Raw genomic sequence first — 17,306 nt, forward strand, 5'->3', positions numbered from 1 at the left:
CATGGGCGGGAGGCAGTCGGCGGCACCGCCCTGCACCGCGAGCCGATACGCGGGCCCGTTGGTATGATTCCGGCATGGCCCGCACGGGACCGAGGAGGAGAGGATGCTGGACGCCGAGAAATTCGACCCCGCCGCCCATGTCGCCGCGGCCGCGCCGGCGGTGGGGCTGGCGCTGGATACGGCGCGGCAGGCGAAGGTCGCCGCCGCGCTCGCCCTGGTGGTGCGCATCGCCGCCCCGGCCCTGGCGGTGCCGGTGCCGGTGGCGGCCGAACCCGCCCCCGTCTTTCGGCCATGAGCGGTCCGGCCATGAACCTGCCGCCGCTGACGGCGCTGGAGATCGCCGCGCAGGTCCGCGCCGGGCAGCTCACCGCCCGGGCGGTGGCGGAGGCGGCACTTTCCCGCATCGCGGCGGGGAATTCGAAGGTGAATGCCTTCACCGCCGTGCTCAGCGAGCGGGCATTGGCCGAGGCCGCTGCCGTGGATGCGCGCATCGCCGCCGGGGAGGATCCCGGGCCGCTCGCCGGCGTGCCCTATGCGGCGAAGAACCTGTTCGACCTCAAGGGCATCCCGACCACTGCGGGCAGCAGGATCCGCAAATCCGCGCCGCCCGCTTCGCGCGACACCTTCCTGGTGCGGCAGCTTGCCGCCGCCGGTGCCGTGTGCTGCGGCGCGCTGAACATGGACGAGTTCGCCTATGGCTTCACCACGGAGAACAGCCATGACGGGCCGGCGCGCAACCCGCATGACCCGGGGCGGATCGCCGGCGGCTCCTCCGGCGGCTCCGGCGCGGCGGTGGCGGCGGGGCTGGTGCCGATCACGCTGGGGACGGATACCAACGGCTCCATCCGGGTGCCCGCCTCGCTGAACGGCATCTTCGGGGTGAAGCCGAGCTATGGGCGGCTCTCCCGCCACGGCGCCTTCCCCTTCGTCTTCTCGCTGGACCATGTCGGGCCCTTCGCCCGCAGCGTGGCGGATCTGGCCGCGGCCTATGACGCGCTGCAGGGGCTGGACCCGGAGGACCCGGCGCAATCGCCGCAGCCGCCCCAGGCGGTGACGCCGGGGCTGGCGGCGGGCGCCGCGGGGCTGCGGGTGGCGCGGCTGGGCGGCTGGTTCGGCCGGCAGCAATCGAAGGCGGCGCGGGGCGCGGTGGAAGCCGTGGCGGCGGCGCTGGGCGCGCATGCGACGGTGGAATGGGAGATGGCGGAGGCGGCGCGGGCGGCGGCCTTCCTCATCACCAGCTCCGAGGGCGCGGCGCTGCATCTGCCGACGCTGCGCACCCGGCTGGAAGAGTATGAGCCGCTGATCCAGGACCGGCTGCTGGCCGGCGCCCTGCTGCCCGCCGCCTGGGTGAACCACGCCCAGCGGGTGCGCGCGATGGCACGGGACAGCATGGCGGCCCTGCTGGCGGAGTGGGACGTGCTGCTGGCGCCGGCGACGCCGGTGACGGCCACGCCGATCGGGCAGGAGATGCTGGCGCTGGACGGGGTGGAGGTGCCGCTCAGGCCCTCCATGGGGCTGTTCACCCAGCCCATCTCCTGCCTCGGCCTGCCGGTGGTGACGGTGCCGGTGCCGAAGGCGGATGGGCGGCTGCCGATCGGGGTGCAGCTCATCGGCAAGCCCTGGACGGAGGCGCTGCTGTTCCGTGCGGCGGCAGAGCTGGAAGCGAAGGGGGTGGTGGCGGCGCCGGTGGCGGCGGGGTTCGGGTAGGCGGGGCCCTGCCCCGCGCCCCGGCAGGGGGCTCTGCCCCCTGCACCCCCACCGGGGGGGGAAGGCTTCCCCCCGGACCCCGCCCTGAGTCGGCGGGTTCAACCACCAGAATCTAACCAGGCGGCGCTGCGCGGCGACTTCGTGCGGGGCGACGGAATGCTAGAGCAGATCGCCGGAGGGCGGCATCGCCCGGAGGCGTGAATCTGCTCTACAATCCATAAGCTAGAGCGGTTTCGCGCTGCACAGTCAGCGTGAAACCGCTCTAGAGCAACCCCTCCCGGCGGAAGGAAAGCTGCCGCCCATTGCCGACGATCAGATGGTCATGCACCACGATGCCGAAGACCTGCGCCGCCTGCGTGATCTCCTGCGTCATCTCGATATCGGCGCGGGAGGGCGTCGGGTCGCCGCTCGGGTGGTTGTGCACCAGGATCAGCGCCGTGCTCTGCAGCTCCAGCGCCCGCTTCACCACCTCCCGCGGATAGACCGGGGTGTGGTTCACCGTGCCGCGCGCCTGGGCCTCGTCGGCGATCAGCCGGTTGCGCGTGTCCAGGTACAGCACATGCACATGCTCCACCTTCTCGCGGGAGAGGGTGGCGGTCAGGTAGTCGATCAGCCGGTCCCAGGAATTCAGCACAGGCTGGTCGATCACCTCCGCCCGCGCCAGGCGCAGCGCCGCGCCCTGCACCGCCTTCAACGCGGCGACGCCGGCCTCCCCCAGCCCATCCACGCCGAGCAATTCCAGCGGCGTCGCCGCGATGGCATTGGCGAAGCTGCCGAAGCGGGCCAGCAGCGCCCGGGCGATCGGCTTGGTGTCCCGCCGCGGCAAGGCGAGGAACAGCACCAGCTCCAGCAATTCATGGTCCAGCAGCGCGTCCGGCCCGTGCGAGAGCAGCCTCTGCCGCACCCGCGCCCGGTGGCCGAGATGGCCGGGCGGCGCCTCCTCCCCTTCCGGCCGCGCCTGGCGGCGCCGCGTCACCGTGCCGCTCCGCTCGCTCTCCAGGGCCAGGGCCGGCTGGAAGCCCGCGGAGGCCTCCGCCAGGCCGGGATCCGGCGCGCGCCGTGCCGGGGAGGGGCGGGGAGCGACGTTTTGGCGCATGGCTCATCCTTTTGACGGAATGAGTGTACGCACCCACGGGAAATTTACCAAGAGTTGCAGACGGCATCCGAGCGGGCGGGATGCAGCGCAGCTTCCCCCGGCACTCACCTGTGCCCTGCATGCCACAACCGCCCCGCGGCCCGCGCGGGGCGGACCCGCCGCATCCGCGGCGGCGACCCGCGTACTTACCCCGGGGCCGGCCGGTCAGCGCTTACGTCTTGTAGGGCGGGTGGTGCAGCCCGGCGGGGGAGATGGTGAAGACCTCGCAGCCGGTCTCCGTCACCCCGACCATATGCTCGAACTGGGCGGAGAGGCTGCGGTCGCGGGTCACCGCGGTCCAGCCATCCTCCAGGATCTTCACCTCCGGCCGCCCGGCATTCACCATCGGCTCGATGGTGAAGAACATGCCGGGGCGCAGCACGGGCCCCTCCCCCGGCCGGCCGAAATGCAGGACGTTCGGCGGCTCATGGAAGCGGCGGCCGATGCCGTGGCCGCAGAAATCCCGCACCACGCTGAAGCGGTGGCGCTCCACCAGGCTCTGGATGGCGTGGCCGACATCGCCGAGGGTCGCGCCCGGCTTCACCGCCGCCACGCCGCGCATCAGCGCCTGGTAGGTGACATCCAGCAGCAGCCGCGCCTTGGTGCTGGGCTGCCCGGCCACGTACATGCGGCTGCTGTCGCCATGCCAGCCATTGAGGATGACGGTGACGTCCACGTTCAAGATGTCGCCTTCCGCCAGCACCCGCTCGCCCGGGATGCCGTGGCAGACCACGTGGTTGATGGAGATGCAGCTCGATTTCGGGTAGCCGCGATAGCCGAGCGTCGCCGGCACCGCGCCATGCGCGACCATGAAATCATGGCACAGCCGGTCCAGCTCCCCGGTGGTGATGCCGGGGCGGACATGCGGGGCGATCATGTCGAGGGTGGCGGCGGCCAACTGGCCGGCCTCGCGCATGCCCGCGAAATCCGCGGGGGCGTGAATGGTGATGCGGCGCGCGTCGCCGCCCTGTTGCTCCATGGTCTGACCGGCTGTCTCTGGGAATGAAATATCGCCCCAAGATGCGCTGCGGGGGGGCCGGGTGCAAGGCTCGCGACCATTCCGGAAGGCGGCCGCCTACAGGTATCGCCTGATATCCAGCGTGCTCTCCCGCCCGATGGCGGCGAAATGCTCGGCCAGGAAATGCTCCGCCGCCTCCCGCCCATAGCCGCGCAGGGTCTGCAGGAAGTCCCAGTCGCCGTTCAGCTTGGTGGAGAGCTTGAACTCCCGCATCCGCGCCTCGTCCTCGATGACGTGGAGGAAGAGGCGGCGGTAGCGCGGCTGTTCCAGCCGCCCGGCATCCAGCAGCCGCTGCACGAAGTCGATCGCCCGCATCTCCGCCATCAGGCTGGCATTGAAGCTGATCTCGTTCAGCCGGTTCATGATGTCGGAGGGCGTGGTGGGCAGCTCCTCCCGCAATATGGCGTTGATCTGCACCAGCACGATGTCGGACGCGCCGCGCTCATGGTAGAGCGGCCAGAGCGCCGGATTGCCCAGATAGCCGCCATCCCAATAGGGCTCGCCCTCGATCTCCACGGCGCGGAAGACATTGGGCAGGCAGGCGGAGGCGAGGATGACGTCGGTCGTCACCTCCACCCGGCCGAAGACGCGGGGCTTGCCGGTGCGGACATTGGTGGCGGAGATGAAGAGGCGGATCGCCTTGGGGTCCTGCTTCAGCCGCGCCTCGTCCAGATTATCCGAGATCACCTGGCGCAGCGGGTTGAACTCCGCCAGCAGCGGGTTGATCTGGTAGGGGGAGAAGACGCGGGAGAGGGTCTCGAAGGTCTGGTAGGCGACGGAATAAGTGAGGTCGTGGCCCCAGAGCGCCTTCTCCCAGGGGGTGTTGCGCAGCGGGCTGAAGGCGAGGCGCAGCGCCACGTCGTTCCAGAGCTTGTTGAGGGCGTCGATCGCCCCCTGGCGGCCGCCCGCGGCCAGCCCCTGCACCAGGATGGCGGCGTTGATCGCCCCGGCGGAGGTGCCGGAGACGGCATCCACCACCAGCCGGTCATCCTCCAGCAGCCGTTCCAGCACCCCCCAGGTGAAGGCGCCATGGGTGCCCCCGCCCTGCAGGGCGAGGTTGATCTTCTTCGGCGCCGCCGGCCGCGCGACCGCCGGCGCCCCTACCCCCTCAGCCATGCAGCGCGCCCATCCACCCGACCTGCCTGTTGCCCTGCCGCGGCTTTGCCGCGGCAGGCTGTGTGGAGCCCCGGGAGCACAGCGCCCCGCGGCCCCCGCGGAGCCGCGCAGCGGCTTCGTGGGGAACTGGAGCGTGATCGGTTGAGGTCGAATCGACCGAAACCGTGAATCACGCGACCGAACAATGAGCCAGAGTGGGGCGGGTGAGCGCAGCTCAATCGTCCCGCTCCAGTGTCCCGATTCCGCAGCCCTGCGGACGTCGTTCTCGGGCCACCAGCTTGTGTTTTCAGTGACCTGCTTCTCCGCTGCGTTCGCCGGAAAGGCAGCGAACTTCGCGGGCAGGACACTGGAGTTGCAGCAGATTCACGCCCGCGGGCGATTCCGCCCTCCGGCGATCTGCTCTAATTCGCGTACCAGCCGCCGTCGATGGAGAGCGCGGCGCCGGTCACCCCGCCGCTGCCGGGGCCGCAGAGATAGAGCGCCATATGCGCCACCTCCTCCACCTCGATCCAGCGCTTGGAAGGCTGGTGCTCCAGCAGGTGGTCCTTCAGCGCCACCTCCTCGGAGACCCCGTACTGCTTCGCCAGGGCCGGCAATTGGGCTTCCGCCAGCGGTGTGCGGACGAAGCCGGGGCAGATGGCGTTGCAGGTGATTTGCGTCTGCGCCACCTCGATCGCCACCGTCTTGGTCAGCCCCACCACCGCGTGCTTGGCGGCGACATAGGCCGATTTGCCCGGCGAGGCGACCAGCCCATGCGCCGAGGCGATGTTGATGATCCGCCCCCAGCCGCGCTGCTTCATCCCCGGCAGCGCCGCCTTGATGGCGTGGAAATTCGAGGTGAAGTTGATGGCGATGATGGCGTCGAATTTCGCCTCGGGAAATTCATCGACCGGCGCGACGAATTGGATGCCGGCATTGTTCACCAGGATGTCCACGGAACCGAGCGCCGCCTCGGCCGCCGCCACCATCTCGCGCACCGCCTCAGGCTTGGAAAGGTCGGCGCCGGAATAGGGCGCCTCCGCGACGCCCATGGCGGCGCCCACCTCGGCGCGGGCCTTGGCGATTTCCTCCGGCTTGCCGAAGCCGTTCAGCATGATCTTGGCGCCGGCCTCGGCGAAGAGCTGGGCAATGCCGAGCCCGATGCCGCTGGTGCTGCCGGTGACCAGGGCGGTCCGTCCAGCGAGAGTCTTCTCCATCCGATCTCTCCCAATCGCTTGAGGCACTTGTCAGAACCCGGCGCCGCCTGGTGCCCCGCCTTGTCCGGGGTGGCACCGCGACGGCTGCTGCCCTGGAGCGTGATCGGTTGAGGTCGCATCGACCGAAACCGTGAATCACGCGACCGAACAATGAGCTAGAGCGGGGCGGGTGAGCGCAGCTCAACCGATCCCGCTCTAGAGCAGCTTCACGCCGGCCGGAAACGGCCAGCGTGAAGGTCGTACTCCAGGAATGCATGTTCCGGAGCAGCTTATCCCAGCCCGGCCGGAACGGTCCCCGTTCCAGCCGGGCCGAGGCTGCTCCGGGCCTCCCACAGAGCCGCCGCGCGGTCTTGTCGGGATGTGTCACGGCAGGTGTTTCAGCAGGCCGACGATGCTCTTCGCCGCGGGCGAGAACAGCTTCGGCGTGTAATACTCCCCGGCCGCGCGCTTGGCCGCCTCGGCCAAAGTGGGGTAGGGCAGGACCATCCCCGCCAGGGCCGAAAGCGGCAGGCGCCGGCCGATCATCAGCCCGAACATCCCGGCCATCTCCCCCGCCCGCGGCGCCAGCACCCCGGCGCCGAGCAGCCTTCCCTTCCCGTCCAGCAGCAGCCGCACCTCGCCCTCCGGCCGGCCTTCGGCGATGGCACGGTCATTCTCCTCGAGGCTCCAGCGCTGCACCTGCAGCCCGGCGATCCCTTGCGCCTTCGCCTCCGCCTCGGTCAACCCGATCTGCGCCAGCTCCGGATCCGTGTAGGTCACGCGCGGCAGGGCGGCGTAGTCCACCCGCGCGAAGGGCAGGCGGAACAGCATGGACCGCACCAGGATGCCGGCATGCTGGCTGCCCACATGGGTGAAGGCGCGGGGGCCGAGGCCCGCCGGGTCGGCGATGTCGCCCACCGCCCAGACGCGCGGATTGCTGGTGGAGCGGAGGTCGCGCCGCGTGGCGATGCCGTGCTGCGTCGCCGCCACATTGCCCGCGGTGAGGTCCAGCCCCGCCAGCCGCGGCACCCGCCCGACCGCCAGCAGCAGATGCGTGCCCGCGATGCGGCTGCCATCCGCCAGCACCGCGACCACGCCGGCCGTCTCCGCCGGGCTTCTCGGCTCCAGCGGCTCCACCGCCGTGAGCTTCGCGGCCTCGCGGATCTCCACGCCGTCGCGGCGCAGCGCCTCCCGCAGCCCCGCCACCAGCGCCGGATCCTCGCGGGCGGCGATGCTCGGCGCCGCCTCGATGATCGTGACGAGGCAGCCCAGCCTTGCATGCGCCTGCGCCATCTCGAGGCCGATCGGGCCGCCGCCGAGGATGAGGAGATGGCCGGGGGGCTCGACCAGGTCGAACAGCGTCTCGTTGGTCAGCCAGGGGACGCCGTCCAGGCCGGGAATGTCGGGGATCACGGCGCTGCTGCCGGCGGCGATGACGCAGCGGCGGAAGGTCAGGCGGCGGCCGCCCACCTCCAGCGCATCGGGGGCGAGGAAATGCGCGGAGGCCTGGATCACCTCGCAGCCCAGGCCACGGAAGCGCTCGGCGCTGTCATTCGGGGCGATGCGGGCGATGGCGCCCTGCACATGGGCGCGCACCGCGTCCCAGTCGATCTCGGGCGGCGGCAGCTTCACGCCGAACCGCGCGGCACCGCGGGCCGCCGCCGCGGCATGGGCGGCGGCCAGCAACGCCTTGGAGGGGACGCAGCCGTAATTCAGGCAGTCGCCCCCCATGCGGCCGCGCTCGATCAGCGCCACCCGCAAACCCAATCTGGCGGAAATGGCCGCGACCGAAAGGCCGGCAGCGCCGGCACCCACCACCGCGACATCCACATCAGGCATCAAGCTCTGCTCCAAACATCCATGAGGAGGGCCTTGCCCCCCTCAACCTCCCCCACCCGGGTTCCCATGGACAATGCGCAGCATTGTCGACAGGGCCCGGCAAAGGCCGAAGGGCCTTTGGAACCTTGAATCTGGCTACGCACCCCTGCGACGGCGCCACCAGACGCCCAGCAGCGACAACACCGCCAGACCCAGCAGCGGCAGCAAGATGCCCGGCGCAAACATCACGGAAAGATCAGGATGGCCGCCGGCCTCGAACACCTGGCCCAGCCCGGCGCCGATGCCGGCGAACACCGCGGTGGCGGGAATGATCCCCACCAGGGTCGCCGCGGCGAAGGATGCGAACGGCATGCCCGCCAGGGCCGGGGCCAGGTTCACCAGCCAGAAGGGCACCACCGGCAGCAGCCGCAGCGAGAGCAGGTACCAGAACCCGTCCCGCGCCAGCCCCGCCCGCACCCGCCCCAGCAAGGGGCCGGCCTTGCGCGCCAGGGTCTCCGCCAGGGCGTGACGGGCGGCCAGGAACAGCAGGCAGGCCCCCAGGGTCGCCCCCACCACCGCCGCCACGGCCCCCCAGACCGGGCCGAACAGGAACCCGCCCGCCAGCGTCAGCACCACCGCCCCGGGCAGGGAGAGCGCCACCACCCCCACATACACCGCGATGAACCCCAGCACCGCCAGCAGCGGCGAGGCCGCGACGAGGCCCAGCAGCGCCGCCCGCTGCGCCGCCAGCGCCTCGAAGGAAAGGGAGCGCTGCACCCCCAGCGCCCAGGCCAGCGCCAGCGCCGCCAGCAGCATCAGCAGCGGCCACAACCGGATCCAGGCGGGGGAGGGTGGGGCAGCGTCCGGCATGGCCTCGGTTCGCGGCAGGGCGGGGCCGCGTTACGCTGCCTCGGCCGGCAACGCAACCAGGCTTCGCCCCTCCCCTCAGGGCGTTGACGCCGCACCGCCCCCTCCGTATAGCTGCGCGCCTTCGCCGGGGCCCCGCAGGCTGCCGGCTTCCTCCGTTGCGCGCCCCTTGCGGGCACGCCGGTGGCGACCCAGTCCGGAGACCGACCGTGAAGCGTACCTATCAGCCCTCCAAGCTCGTCCGGAAGCGCCGGCATGGCTTCCGCGCCCGCATGGCGACGGTCGGCGGCCGCAAGGTGCTGGCCAACCGCCGCGCCAAGGGCCGCGCCAAGCTCAGCGCCTGAGGCCTGTCAGAGAAGGGGTGAGGCGGCGGGATGGCGAGGGATTTTTCGCGCTGGGAAGAAGGGCGGTGCCGCCAGGGCCGGTGGCCTCGGCAAGCCGACCGTCGTGCGGCTGGCGCGCCTTCGGCGCGACGCACCCAGGACGAAAAAGACCTGCCAGACCGACCCGATACCCCTTCCTCTGGCCGGCCCTAGCCGGGGGGCGGGTGCTGCCATGCCGGGCCGCCCTCCCCGGCTGACCCGGCGCGGGGAGTTCCTCGCCGCCGCCAGGGCCGGCCGCAAGGCGGGCCGGCCGGGCCTCGCCCTGCAGGCCCTGCCGCGCCCTGGCGAGCCGCTGCGCTGCGGCTTCACCGCCACGAAGAAGATCGGCAACGCCGTCATCCGCAACCGCTGCAAGCGGCGGCTGCGGGAAGCGGCGCGGCTGCTGCTGGCGGAGTATCCGCCCGGCTGGGATCTGGTGCTCATCGCCCGCGACGCTACCCCGACCCGCCCCTGGGACAAGCTGCTCGGCGACCTGCGCGGCGCGCTGCGCCAGGCGGGGGTGCCGGAGCCCGGCGCCGCGCCGGGCGCCGCTCCCCGCGGCGCCGAGGCCGGGGTGCCGGCGCCGGCCCCGGCCAGCGAGGTCAGGCCAGGCGGGGCCAGGTCAGGCGGGGCCAAGGTGCCCGCGCCGGGCCCCTCGGCCGGCGCGGCCAGGGCACCGACCAGGGAGCCGGACGCCAAGGCACCCCGGCCCGGGGCGCCCCCGGCGCCGGCGGAGCCCGGCTGATGCGCCCCGCCGCCGAGGCGCTGAAGGGCGCCGTCATCCTGTACCAATGGACCTTGCGCCCCTTCATCGGGGCGCAATGCCGCTTCCACCCCTCCTGCAGCCATTACGCGCTGGAGGCGCTTTCCACCCATGGCGCGGCCCGCGGCGCCCTTCTGGCCGGCCGCCGCATCCTGCGCTGCAACCCCTGGAACCCCGGCGGCTACGACCCCGTGCCGCCCCGGACCGAACAAGGCTGATCCGCCGCCCATGGACAACAAGCGCCTTCTCCTGGCGATCATCGTCTCGATCGGCATCCTGCTGGTCTTCGAAACCGTCTTCAACCGGCCGGCGCGGGAGGCGCAGCAGGCGCAGCAGCAGATCGCCGCGCAGACCGCCCAGCCGGCGCCCGCCCCCGGGCCTGCCGGCCCGCTGCGCACGCCGACCGATGCCTCCCCCGCCGCCGGCACCCCGCGCGAGCCCGCCGCCCGCCTGCCCGTCGAGGGCCCGCGCGTCCAGGGCACGCTGAGCCTGCGCGGCGCCAGGCTGGACGACCTCGTGCTGCGCGACTACCGCGAGACCACCGACTCCGCCTCCCCTCTCGTCCGCCTCTTCGCGCCGCGCGAGGGCACGGCGCCCTATTACGCGCAATGGGGCTGGACGGCGGCGGATGGCCGCACCCCCGTGCCGGGCAACGACACGGACTGGCAGGCGGAGGGCGGGCGCCTGACCCCCGCCACCCCGGTGACGCTGCGCTGGGACAATGGCCAGGGCCAGGTCTTCGAGATCGTCCTGTCGCTTGATGACAATTTCATGGTCACCGCCGAGCAGCGGGTGCGGAACACCGGGGCGCAGCCTGTCCAGCTCCTCCCCTGGGCCCGGATCCGGCGGGAGAGCACGCCGCCCACCCAGGGCTTCTACATCCTGCATGAGGGCTTCGTCGGCGTGCTGGACGGCAGGCTGCAGGAACTCACCTATTCCAAGGCCAAGGAGGAAGGCAGCCGCCGCGGCGGCGTGGCCTTCGAGCAGGAGACGGCCGGCGGCTGGTCCGGCTTCACCGACAAATACTGGCTGGCGGCGCTGACGCCCGTGGACCAGGCCGCCCGCCTGCGCGCCAGCTACCGCGCGGTGCCGGAGGCGGGCCCCAGGGGCCAGGAAGACCGCTGGCAGGTGGATTTCGCCCCGCCCGCCGCCATGGAGGTGACCCCGGGCGCCACCGGCGGCGGCCAGGCGCTGCGCCTGTTCGCCGGCGCGAAGGAGGTGCATCTGCTGGATGCCTATGCCGCCCGCCTCGGCATCCCGGATTTCGACAAGGCGATCGATTTCGGCTGGTTCTACTTCCTGACCAAGCCCTTCTTCTTCGCCCTCGACTGGCTGTTCAAGCTGTTCGGCAATTTCGGCATCGCCATCCTGGTCTTCACCTTCGGGCTGAAGCTGCTGTTCTTCCCGCTGGCCAACAAGGCCTACAAATCCATGGCGCGGATGAAGGTGCTCGCGCCGAAGATGCAGGAGATCCGCGAACGGCATAAGGAGGACCCGGCCAAGGCCCAGGCGGAGATGATGGCGCTCTACCGGACGGAGAAGGTGAACCCGGCCTCCGGCTGCCTGCCCATCCTCATCCAGATCCCGGTCTTCTTCGCCCTCTACAAGGTGCTGTTCGTCACCATCGAGATGCGGCACGCGCCCTTCTTCGGCTGGATCCGGGACCTCTCGGCGCCGGACCCGACGAACCTCTTCAACCTGTTCGGGCTGCTTCCCTTCGACCCGATGGCCTATTCGCATTTCCTGCACATGCCGGCCTGGGCGCTCATCATGGGCGTCACCATGTATCTGCAGCAGAAGCTGAACCCGGCGCCCCCGGACCCGATCCAGGCGAAGGTGTTCCAGTACATGCCGATCATCTTCACCTTCATGCTGGCCAGCTTCCCGGCCGGGCTGGTGATCTACTGGTCGTGGAACAACCTGCTTTCGATTGCGCAGCAATGGTACATCATGCGGCTGGACTCGCAGCGGAGGGGCAAGGCCGTGGCCCCGGCCCCCAGCAAGGGGTGAGCGGGCCAGGGGCGGCGCTGCCCTCCAGCCTCTCCGAGGCCGGGAGCGAGGCCGAGCGGGCCGGGCTGATCGAGGCCGGGCGGCTGCTCTTCGCCCGGCCCTGCCGCTTCTTCCATGCGGCGCAGCGGCTGGACCAGCTTCCGCCCGCCGGCGTGCCGGAGGTCGCCTTCTGCGGCCGCTCCAATGTCGGCAAATCCTCGCTGGTGAATGCGCTGACCGGGCAGAATGCCCTCGCCCGCGTCTCCCACACCCCAGGCCGCACCCGGCAGTTGAATTTCTTCGATCTCGCCGAGGGAAAGCTGACCCTCGTGGACATGCCGGGCTATGGCTACGCCCAGGCGTCCAAGAGCGTGAAGGCCGATTGGCAGGGGCTGATGTTCGACTTCCTGCGCGGCCGCCCGACGCTCCGCCGGGTGATGCTGCTGCTGGATGCGCGGATCGAGACCAAGCCGGGCGACCGGGCGGCGATGGAGCTGCTGAACGAGGCGGCCGTCGGTTTCCAGATCGTGCTGACCAAGGCCGACGATGCCAAGCCCTGGTGGCTGGAGCAGCGGAAGCAGGAGGCCGAGCAGCTGGCCCGCAAGCACACCGCCGGTCACCCGCTGGTGCTGGTGACGAGCAGCGAGACCGGCCTCGGCATCCCGGAGCTGCGCGCCGAGATCGCGGCGCTGGCGGCATGAGCCCCGGCAGGACGGATGGCGGGCGCATCCGCGTCGGCATCGCCGGCTGGACCTTCCCGCCCTGGCGCGGCGCCTTCTACCCGCCGAAGCTGAAACAGAAGGAGGAGCTTTCCTACGCTTCCAGGCAGTTCCCCGTCCTTGAGGTGAACGGCACCTTCTACGCCCTGCAACAACCCAAGACCTTCGCCGCCTGGGAGGCGGAGACGCCGGAGGGCTTCGTCTTCACCCTGAAGGCGCCGCGCTACATCACCCACATGCGCCGGCTGAAGGAATGCGAGGCGCCGCTGGCCAATTTCCTGGCCAGCGGGCTGCTCCGCCTCGGGCCGAAATTCGGGCCCATCCTGTGGCAGCTTCCACCCAATTTGGCCTTCGAGCCGGCGCGGCTGGAGCCTTTCCTGGCCCTGCTGCCGCACGACCGGAAGGCCGCCGCCGCCCTGGCCGCCCGGCATGAGGCGCGGCTGGAAGGCAAGACCTGGCTGGAGCCGGGGGTGGACGGGCCGGTGTACCATGCCGTGGAAGGGCGGCATCCGAGCTTCGGCACGCCCGAATGCCTGGCGCTGTTCCGCCGGCACGGCGTTGCCCTGGTGGAGACCGACGGCATCCCGGACTATCCGCAGATCCGCGAGGCCACGGGGCCGATCCGCTATGCACGCCTGCATCTGCGGCCGGAGCTGGGGCCGGCGGGCTATGGCGCCGCGGCGATCGCCGAATGGGCGGCGCGCAGCCGGGCATGGGCGGCGGAGGGGCGGGATGTCTTCGTCATCTTCGACGCGGCGGGGGATGAGAGCGTGAAGCTGCACACCCCGACCAACGCCGCCGCGCTGCTGGCGAAGCTGGCCGAGGGCTGACCGGGCGGCAGGCAGCGCCCGCGCCCTGCCCTGGCTCGGGCCCGTCGCCGCCCGGGCGCCTTGACCCGCGCCCCCCCACGCCCTTAAGCCCGGCGCGCCAGTTAATCGAGAGCCCGGCCGATGTCCGACACGACCGACCCCATGCAGATCCTCTCCGGCGCCCTGCCCTTCCTGAAGCGCTATGACGACCAGATCGTGGTGGTGAAGTATGGCGGCCACGCCATGGGGGAGGAGGAGACGGCGCTGCGCTTCGGCCGCGACATCGCGCTGCTGGAGCAGGTGGGGGTGAACCCCGTGGTGGTGCATGGCGGCGGGCCGCAGATCAACGCCATGCTGAAGCGCCTCAACGTGCAGTCCACCTTCGTGCAGGGGCTGCGGGTGACGGATGAGGCGATGCTCGACGTGGTCGAGATGGTCCTCGCCGGCCCGGTGAACAAGCAGGTGGCGGAGGCGATCACCCGCGCCGGGGCGATCGCCGTCGGCATCTCCGGCAAGGATGGCGGGCTGATCCGGGCGCGGAAGCTGATGCGCACGGTGCGCGACCCCGGCTCGCGGATCGAGCAGGTGCTCGATCTCGGCTTCGTCGGCGAGCCGGAGGCGGTGGATACCCGCGTGCTGAAGCTGCTGATCGGCGCCGATATCGTGCCGGTGGTGGCGCCGGTCGGCGTCGGCGCCGATGGCCAGACCTACAACATCAACGCGGACACGGTGGCGGGGGCCATCGCCGGCGCCCTCGGGGCGGAAAGGCTGCTGATGCTGACCGACGTCGCCGGGGTGAAGGGGCCGGACGGTGCCTTCATCACCGAGATGAGCGTGGCCGAGGTGCGGGCGGGGATCGAGGCCGGGTGGATTTCCGCCGGCATGATCCCGAAGGTGGAGACCTGCATCTATGCCATCGAGCGCGGGGTGAAGGGCGCCGTCATCCTGGATGGCCGCGTGCCGCATGCGGTGCTGAGCGAGCTCTTCACCCATGGCGGGGCGGGGACGCTGATCAAGCCTTGATGTCCTGATCCCGAGGTCTGCGGCCTTCGTTCTCAGGCCACCAGCCCTTGTTTTCGGGGTGCCGGCACTGCCGCCAACGGGCGAGGCCCTCCATTCCTACGGCGCCCGCCCCGCCAGGCAGTCCTGCATTGCCTGCGCCAAAGCTTCCTGGGTGAAGGGCTTGGTCAGCCGGAAGGGGCCGGTTTCCGCCGCCGCATCCAGCTCCGCATAGCCGGTGGCCAGCAGCACCGGCAGGCCGGGGTGGCGCCGCGCCAGCACCTCCACCATTTGCAGCCCGGTCATGCCTGGCATGGCGTGGTCGGTGATCACCAGGTCGAAGCCGTCGCCCGCCTCCAGCCGGGCCAGCGCGTCGGGGGCGGAAGCCGCCTCCGCCACCGAATGGCCGAGATCGGCCAGCATCTCCGCCGTGCTGGCCAGCACCAACGGGTCGTCATCCACCAGCAGCACCGCAAGGCCCGGGCCGGGGGCCGGGACGGGCCGGGCGGCGGGCTCCGGCGGCGCCTGCGGCGGGACCCCGGCCGCCCGCGGCAGCCAGAGCTCCGCCACCGTCCCCTGCCCCGGCGCGCTGTGCAGCAGAAGCCGCCCGCCGGACTGCACCGCCAGCCCATGCACCATGGAAAGCCCGAGGCCGGTGCCCCTGCCCACCCCTTTGGTGGTGAAGAAGGGCTCCGTCGCCTGGGCCAGCGTCGCCGCATCCATGCCGATGCCGGTATCGGTCACGGTCAGGGCGATCAGCCCCTCCGCCTCCGGCCTCTCCGGCAGGGTCGCGCCGATGCTGACGGTGCCGCCTTCCGGCATCGCATCCCGGGCGTTCACCACGAGATTCAGCAGCGCCAGCTCGAGCTGGTTGGCATCCGCCAGCACCGGCGGCAGCTCGGGCGGAAAGCGGATCTCCAGCCAGATGCCGGGGCGGAGGGAATTGTGCAGCAGCTCCGTCATGCCCTGGACCATGGCGGGGAGGTGGACCCAGGCGGGCTGCAGCGCCTGGCGGCGGCCGAAGGCCAGCAGCCGCTGGGTCAGCGCCGCGCCGCGCTGCGCCCCCTGCAGCGCATTCTCCAGCAGCCGGGCGGCGCGCGCATCCCCGGGCGGCAGGCGCTTACGGAGCAGATCCAGGCTGCCCTGCACCGCGGTCAGCAGGTTGTTGAAATCATGCGCGATGCCGCCGGTGAGCTGGCCCAGCGCCTCCATCTTCTGCGCCTGGTGCAGGCTGGCCTCGGCCGCCTCCCGGCTTTCGATCTCCGCCCGCAGCCGGGCATTGGCCGCGTCCAGGGAGCGGGCCTGGTCGGCCAGGTCCAGCCGCAGCCGCACATGCGTGGCGAATTCGGCGGAGGAGCGCCAGCAGATGACGGAGAGGGCGGCGAGGAAGACCAGCACCATCGCCGCCGCCGCCAGGTCCGGCCCGGTGCCGCCCCAGGCGAAGCAGCCCGCCAGCGGCAGCCCGGCCAGCAGGATATAGGCCAGGGCGGAGCGGTAATGCGCGTAGTGGATGGAGCCCGCGCCGACGCACATGCCGCCGATGACGAAGACCCAGAAGAGGCGGTAGGCCTCGTTGTCCGGCCAGAGCAGGACGGCGCCGCCGCCCCAGAGCGCCCCGCCGAGCCCGGCCCCCAGCGTGCCGAGCCGGCCCCAGCGCCATTGCCGCCGCGCCGCGGGCGGGCCCGGAGGTGGCCCCGTGGGCGGCCCAGTGGGTGGTCCCATGGGCGGTCCCGTGGGAACACCCCGCAGCGGCCCGGCGGGCGGCCCCTCCGGCGCGCCCCGGAGCAGCTCCTCCGGCGCCGCCGCCTCCAGACGCCAGCGGCGCCAGAGCAGCAGCCGCAGGACGGCCAGCAGCAGCACCGCGGCCAGCCAGCCCAGCAGCATTTCCCGCGCCGCGGCCTGCCACATCACGGCGGCCATCAGCGCGGCGTTGACCACCGTCACCATGGCGGCGAGCGGCATCTGGCGGTACATCGCCGCCACCCGCTCTGCCTCGATCTCCGCAGCCATCTGCCGCATCAGCCAGGCTGGGGGCCCTGGGCGGCCTGCCGCAACATGCGCCTGTCCTCGAACTGCAATTCCTGTGGCGTTTCTACCCCGTGACGGACGGTGATGGCGGCGAAATCGATCCGCGCGCGGGAATTTGCGCAGGCGTAACGGCAATGGTTCGGCGCGGAGCCCGTCTCAAGGGCCCGGCGGCGGATCGGCGAATTTGCGCCCTGTCCAGAAGATGGACGCAGCCGATGCGGGTCGCGTCGGCAGGTCCACAGCGGGCATGCGGGCGCCCGGTGCCAGGGCGGCAAGGACATGCCGAGACGCGCCGGCCCCTATCGAGGCACGCTTTGGAGCAGGATCGGCTGAGCTTCGCTCGCCCGTCCCGCTCCAGTTCCTTGTTCGGCCGCGAGATTGACGGTTGCGGTCGATTCGTCGACCTCAACCGATCACGCCCAGTGCCCTGTCCGCGAGGGTCGCTGGATTTCCAGCGAAGGCAGCGGACAAGCAGGCCACTGAAACAAAAGCCAGTGCCCCGCTTCCGAAGTCCACAGGACTTCGGAAGCGGGGCACTGGAGCAGGATCGGTTGAGCTGCGCCCACCCGCCCCGCTCTAGCTCATTGTTCGGTCGCGTGATTCACGGTTCCGGTCGATTCGACCTCAACCGATCACGCTCTAGAGCGAGATCGGTTGAGCTGCGCTCACCCGCCCCGCTCTAGGGTCTGTTGAGATTTAGCGTGAGTGGATCACGGTGGTGGCGAGGTAGATCATCGCGGCGAAGCTCTGGTCGGTCTTTTCGCTGCGCATGGCGATGCGCTTGAAGTCCTTCAGCTTGCA

Annotated in this window: 15 protein-coding genes and 1 pseudogene; 9 read left to right on the forward strand and 7 right to left on the reverse strand. The window is 71.4% G+C overall.

Going from position 1 to position 17,306, the window contains the following annotated elements:
* The first annotated feature begins 103 nt into the window (after positions 1-103).
* Together E5N76_RS23395 and E5N76_RS23400 are read left to right on the forward strand one after the other, a co-directional pair.
* The gene (locus E5N76_RS23395; protein ID WP_149539736.1) at positions 104-295 is read left to right on the forward strand and encodes an AtzG-like protein; all 192 of its coding nucleotides are present in this window, start codon (positions 104-106) and stop codon (positions 293-295) included.
* Positions 292-1,707, forward strand: a complete 1,416-nt coding sequence (locus E5N76_RS23400) for an AtzE family amidohydrolase (RefSeq protein WP_207792086.1) — start codon at positions 292-294, stop codon at positions 1,705-1,707. The genes E5N76_RS23395 and E5N76_RS23400 overlap by 4 nt, the downstream gene beginning before the upstream one ends.
* 262 nt (positions 1,708-1,969) lie before the next feature.
* Here the strand turns inward: E5N76_RS23400 and radC are convergent, their stop codons facing one another.
* From radC to E5N76_RS23430, 6 genes are all read right to left on the reverse strand, one after another.
* Positions 1,970-2,803 (reverse strand): RadC family protein, encoded by an 834-nt coding sequence (gene radC, locus E5N76_RS23405; protein ID WP_149539737.1) that lies wholly within the window; start codon positions 2,801-2,803, stop codon positions 1,970-1,972.
* Between the two features lie 211 nt (positions 2,804-3,014).
* Positions 3,015-3,821, reverse strand: a complete 807-nt coding sequence (map, locus tag E5N76_RS23410) for a type I methionyl aminopeptidase (RefSeq protein WP_149539738.1) — start codon at positions 3,819-3,821, stop codon at positions 3,015-3,017.
* Between the two features lie 96 nt (positions 3,822-3,917).
* On the reverse strand, positions 3,918-4,976 hold the full coding sequence (locus E5N76_RS23415) for a patatin-like phospholipase family protein (RefSeq protein ID WP_149539739.1): 1,059 nt from the start codon (positions 4,974-4,976) through the stop codon (positions 3,918-3,920).
* Positions 4,977-5,377: 401 nt separating this feature from the next.
* Entirely contained in the window at positions 5,378-6,172 is a 795-nt protein-coding gene (locus tag E5N76_RS23420; RefSeq protein ID WP_149539740.1) for a 3-hydroxybutyrate dehydrogenase, read from the reverse strand.
* 363 nt (positions 6,173-6,535) lie between these two features.
* Entirely contained in the window at positions 6,536-7,990 is a 1,455-nt protein-coding gene (locus tag E5N76_RS23425) for a dihydrolipoyl dehydrogenase family protein (RefSeq protein ID WP_149539741.1), read from the reverse strand.
* A 135-nt stretch (positions 7,991-8,125) separates the two neighbouring features.
* Positions 8,126-8,839 carry a TVP38/TMEM64 family protein gene (locus E5N76_RS23430; protein ID WP_149539742.1) on the reverse strand — a complete coding sequence of 238 codons (714 nt, stop codon included), beginning with the start codon at positions 8,837-8,839 and terminating at the stop codon, positions 8,126-8,128.
* Between the two features lie 206 nt (positions 8,840-9,045).
* Between E5N76_RS23430 and rpmH the strand changes: the two genes are divergently transcribed.
* The 7 genes and pseudogenes from rpmH (at position 9,046) to argB (ending at position 14,501) form a co-directional block, all read left to right on the forward strand.
* Entirely contained in the window at positions 9,046-9,180 is a 135-nt protein-coding gene (rpmH, locus tag E5N76_RS23435; RefSeq protein WP_027285151.1) for a 50S ribosomal protein L34, read from the forward strand.
* Positions 9,181-9,391: 211 nt separating this feature from the next.
* Positions 9,392-9,721, forward strand: a pseudogene (gene rnpA, locus E5N76_RS30740) (ribonuclease P protein component); the annotation flags it as partial.
* 221 nt (positions 9,722-9,942) lie between these two features.
* On the forward strand, positions 9,943-10,179 hold the full coding sequence (gene yidD, locus E5N76_RS23445) for a membrane protein insertion efficiency factor YidD (RefSeq protein WP_149539743.1): 237 nt from the start codon (positions 9,943-9,945) through the stop codon (positions 10,177-10,179).
* 10 nt (positions 10,180-10,189) lie between these two features.
* Positions 10,190-11,971: a membrane protein insertase YidC gene (yidC, locus tag E5N76_RS23450; RefSeq protein ID WP_149539744.1), complete on the forward strand. Its 1,782-nt coding sequence runs from the start codon at positions 10,190-10,192 to the stop codon at positions 11,969-11,971.
* Positions 11,968-12,651 carry a ribosome biogenesis GTP-binding protein YihA/YsxC gene (gene yihA / locus E5N76_RS23455; RefSeq protein ID WP_408021723.1) on the forward strand — a complete coding sequence of 228 codons (684 nt, stop codon included), beginning with the start codon at positions 11,968-11,970 and terminating at the stop codon, positions 12,649-12,651. The genes yidC and yihA overlap by 4 nt, the downstream gene beginning before the upstream one ends.
* Entirely contained in the window at positions 12,648-13,499 is an 852-nt protein-coding gene (locus E5N76_RS23460; protein ID WP_149539746.1) for a DUF72 domain-containing protein, read from the forward strand. The genes yihA and E5N76_RS23460 overlap by 4 nt, the downstream gene beginning before the upstream one ends.
* A 120-nt stretch (positions 13,500-13,619) precedes the next feature.
* Complete coding sequence (argB, locus tag E5N76_RS23465; protein WP_149539747.1) at positions 13,620-14,501, forward strand: acetylglutamate kinase; 882 nt, start codon at positions 13,620-13,622, stop codon at positions 14,499-14,501.
* A 96-nt stretch (positions 14,502-14,597) separates the two neighbouring features.
* Here the strand turns inward: argB and E5N76_RS23470 are convergent, their stop codons facing one another.
* The gene (locus E5N76_RS23470; protein WP_207792088.1) at positions 14,598-16,496 is read right to left on the reverse strand and encodes an ATP-binding protein; all 1,899 of its coding nucleotides are present in this window, start codon (positions 16,494-16,496) and stop codon (positions 14,598-14,600) included.
* Positions 16,497-17,306 lie beyond the last annotated feature (810 nt).

It is taken from the genome of Siccirubricoccus phaeus (assembly GCF_008360935.1).
Classification (GTDB): Bacteria; Pseudomonadota; Alphaproteobacteria; order Acetobacterales; family Acetobacteraceae; genus Siccirubricoccus; species Siccirubricoccus phaeus.

Coding starts and splice junctions, on each gene's coding strand:
- E5N76_RS23395 (WP_149539736.1), top strand. CDS start 104: ATGCTGGACGCCGAGAAATTCGACCCCGCCGCCCATGTCGCCGCGGCC.
- E5N76_RS23400 (WP_207792086.1), top strand. CDS start 292: ATGAGCGGTCCGGCCATGAACCTGCCGCCGCTGACGGCGCTGGAGATC.
- radC (WP_149539737.1), bottom strand. CDS start 2,803: ATGCGCCAAAACGTCGCTCCCCGCCCCTCCCCGGCACGGCGCGCGCCG.
- map (WP_149539738.1), bottom strand. CDS start 3,821: ATGGAGCAACAGGGCGGCGACGCGCGCCGCATCACCATTCACGCCCCC.
- E5N76_RS23415 (WP_149539739.1), bottom strand. CDS start 4,976: ATGGCTGAGGGGGTAGGGGCGCCGGCGGTCGCGCGGCCGGCGGCGCCG.
- E5N76_RS23420 (WP_149539740.1), bottom strand. CDS start 6,172: ATGGAGAAGACTCTCGCTGGACGGACCGCCCTGGTCACCGGCAGCACC.
- E5N76_RS23425 (WP_149539741.1), bottom strand. CDS start 7,990: ATGCCTGATGTGGATGTCGCGGTGGTGGGTGCCGGCGCTGCCGGCCTT.
- E5N76_RS23430 (WP_149539742.1), bottom strand. CDS start 8,839: ATGCCGGACGCTGCCCCACCCTCCCCCGCCTGGATCCGGTTGTGGCCG.
- yidD (WP_149539743.1), top strand. CDS start 9,943: ATGCGCCCCGCCGCCGAGGCGCTGAAGGGCGCCGTCATCCTGTACCAA.
- yidC (WP_149539744.1), top strand. CDS start 10,190: ATGGACAACAAGCGCCTTCTCCTGGCGATCATCGTCTCGATCGGCATC.
- E5N76_RS23460 (WP_149539746.1), top strand. CDS start 12,648: ATGAGCCCCGGCAGGACGGATGGCGGGCGCATCCGCGTCGGCATCGCC.
- argB (WP_149539747.1), top strand. CDS start 13,620: ATGTCCGACACGACCGACCCCATGCAGATCCTCTCCGGCGCCCTGCCC.
- E5N76_RS23470 (WP_207792088.1), bottom strand. CDS start 16,496: ATGCGGCAGATGGCTGCGGAGATCGAGGCAGAGCGGGTGGCGGCGATG.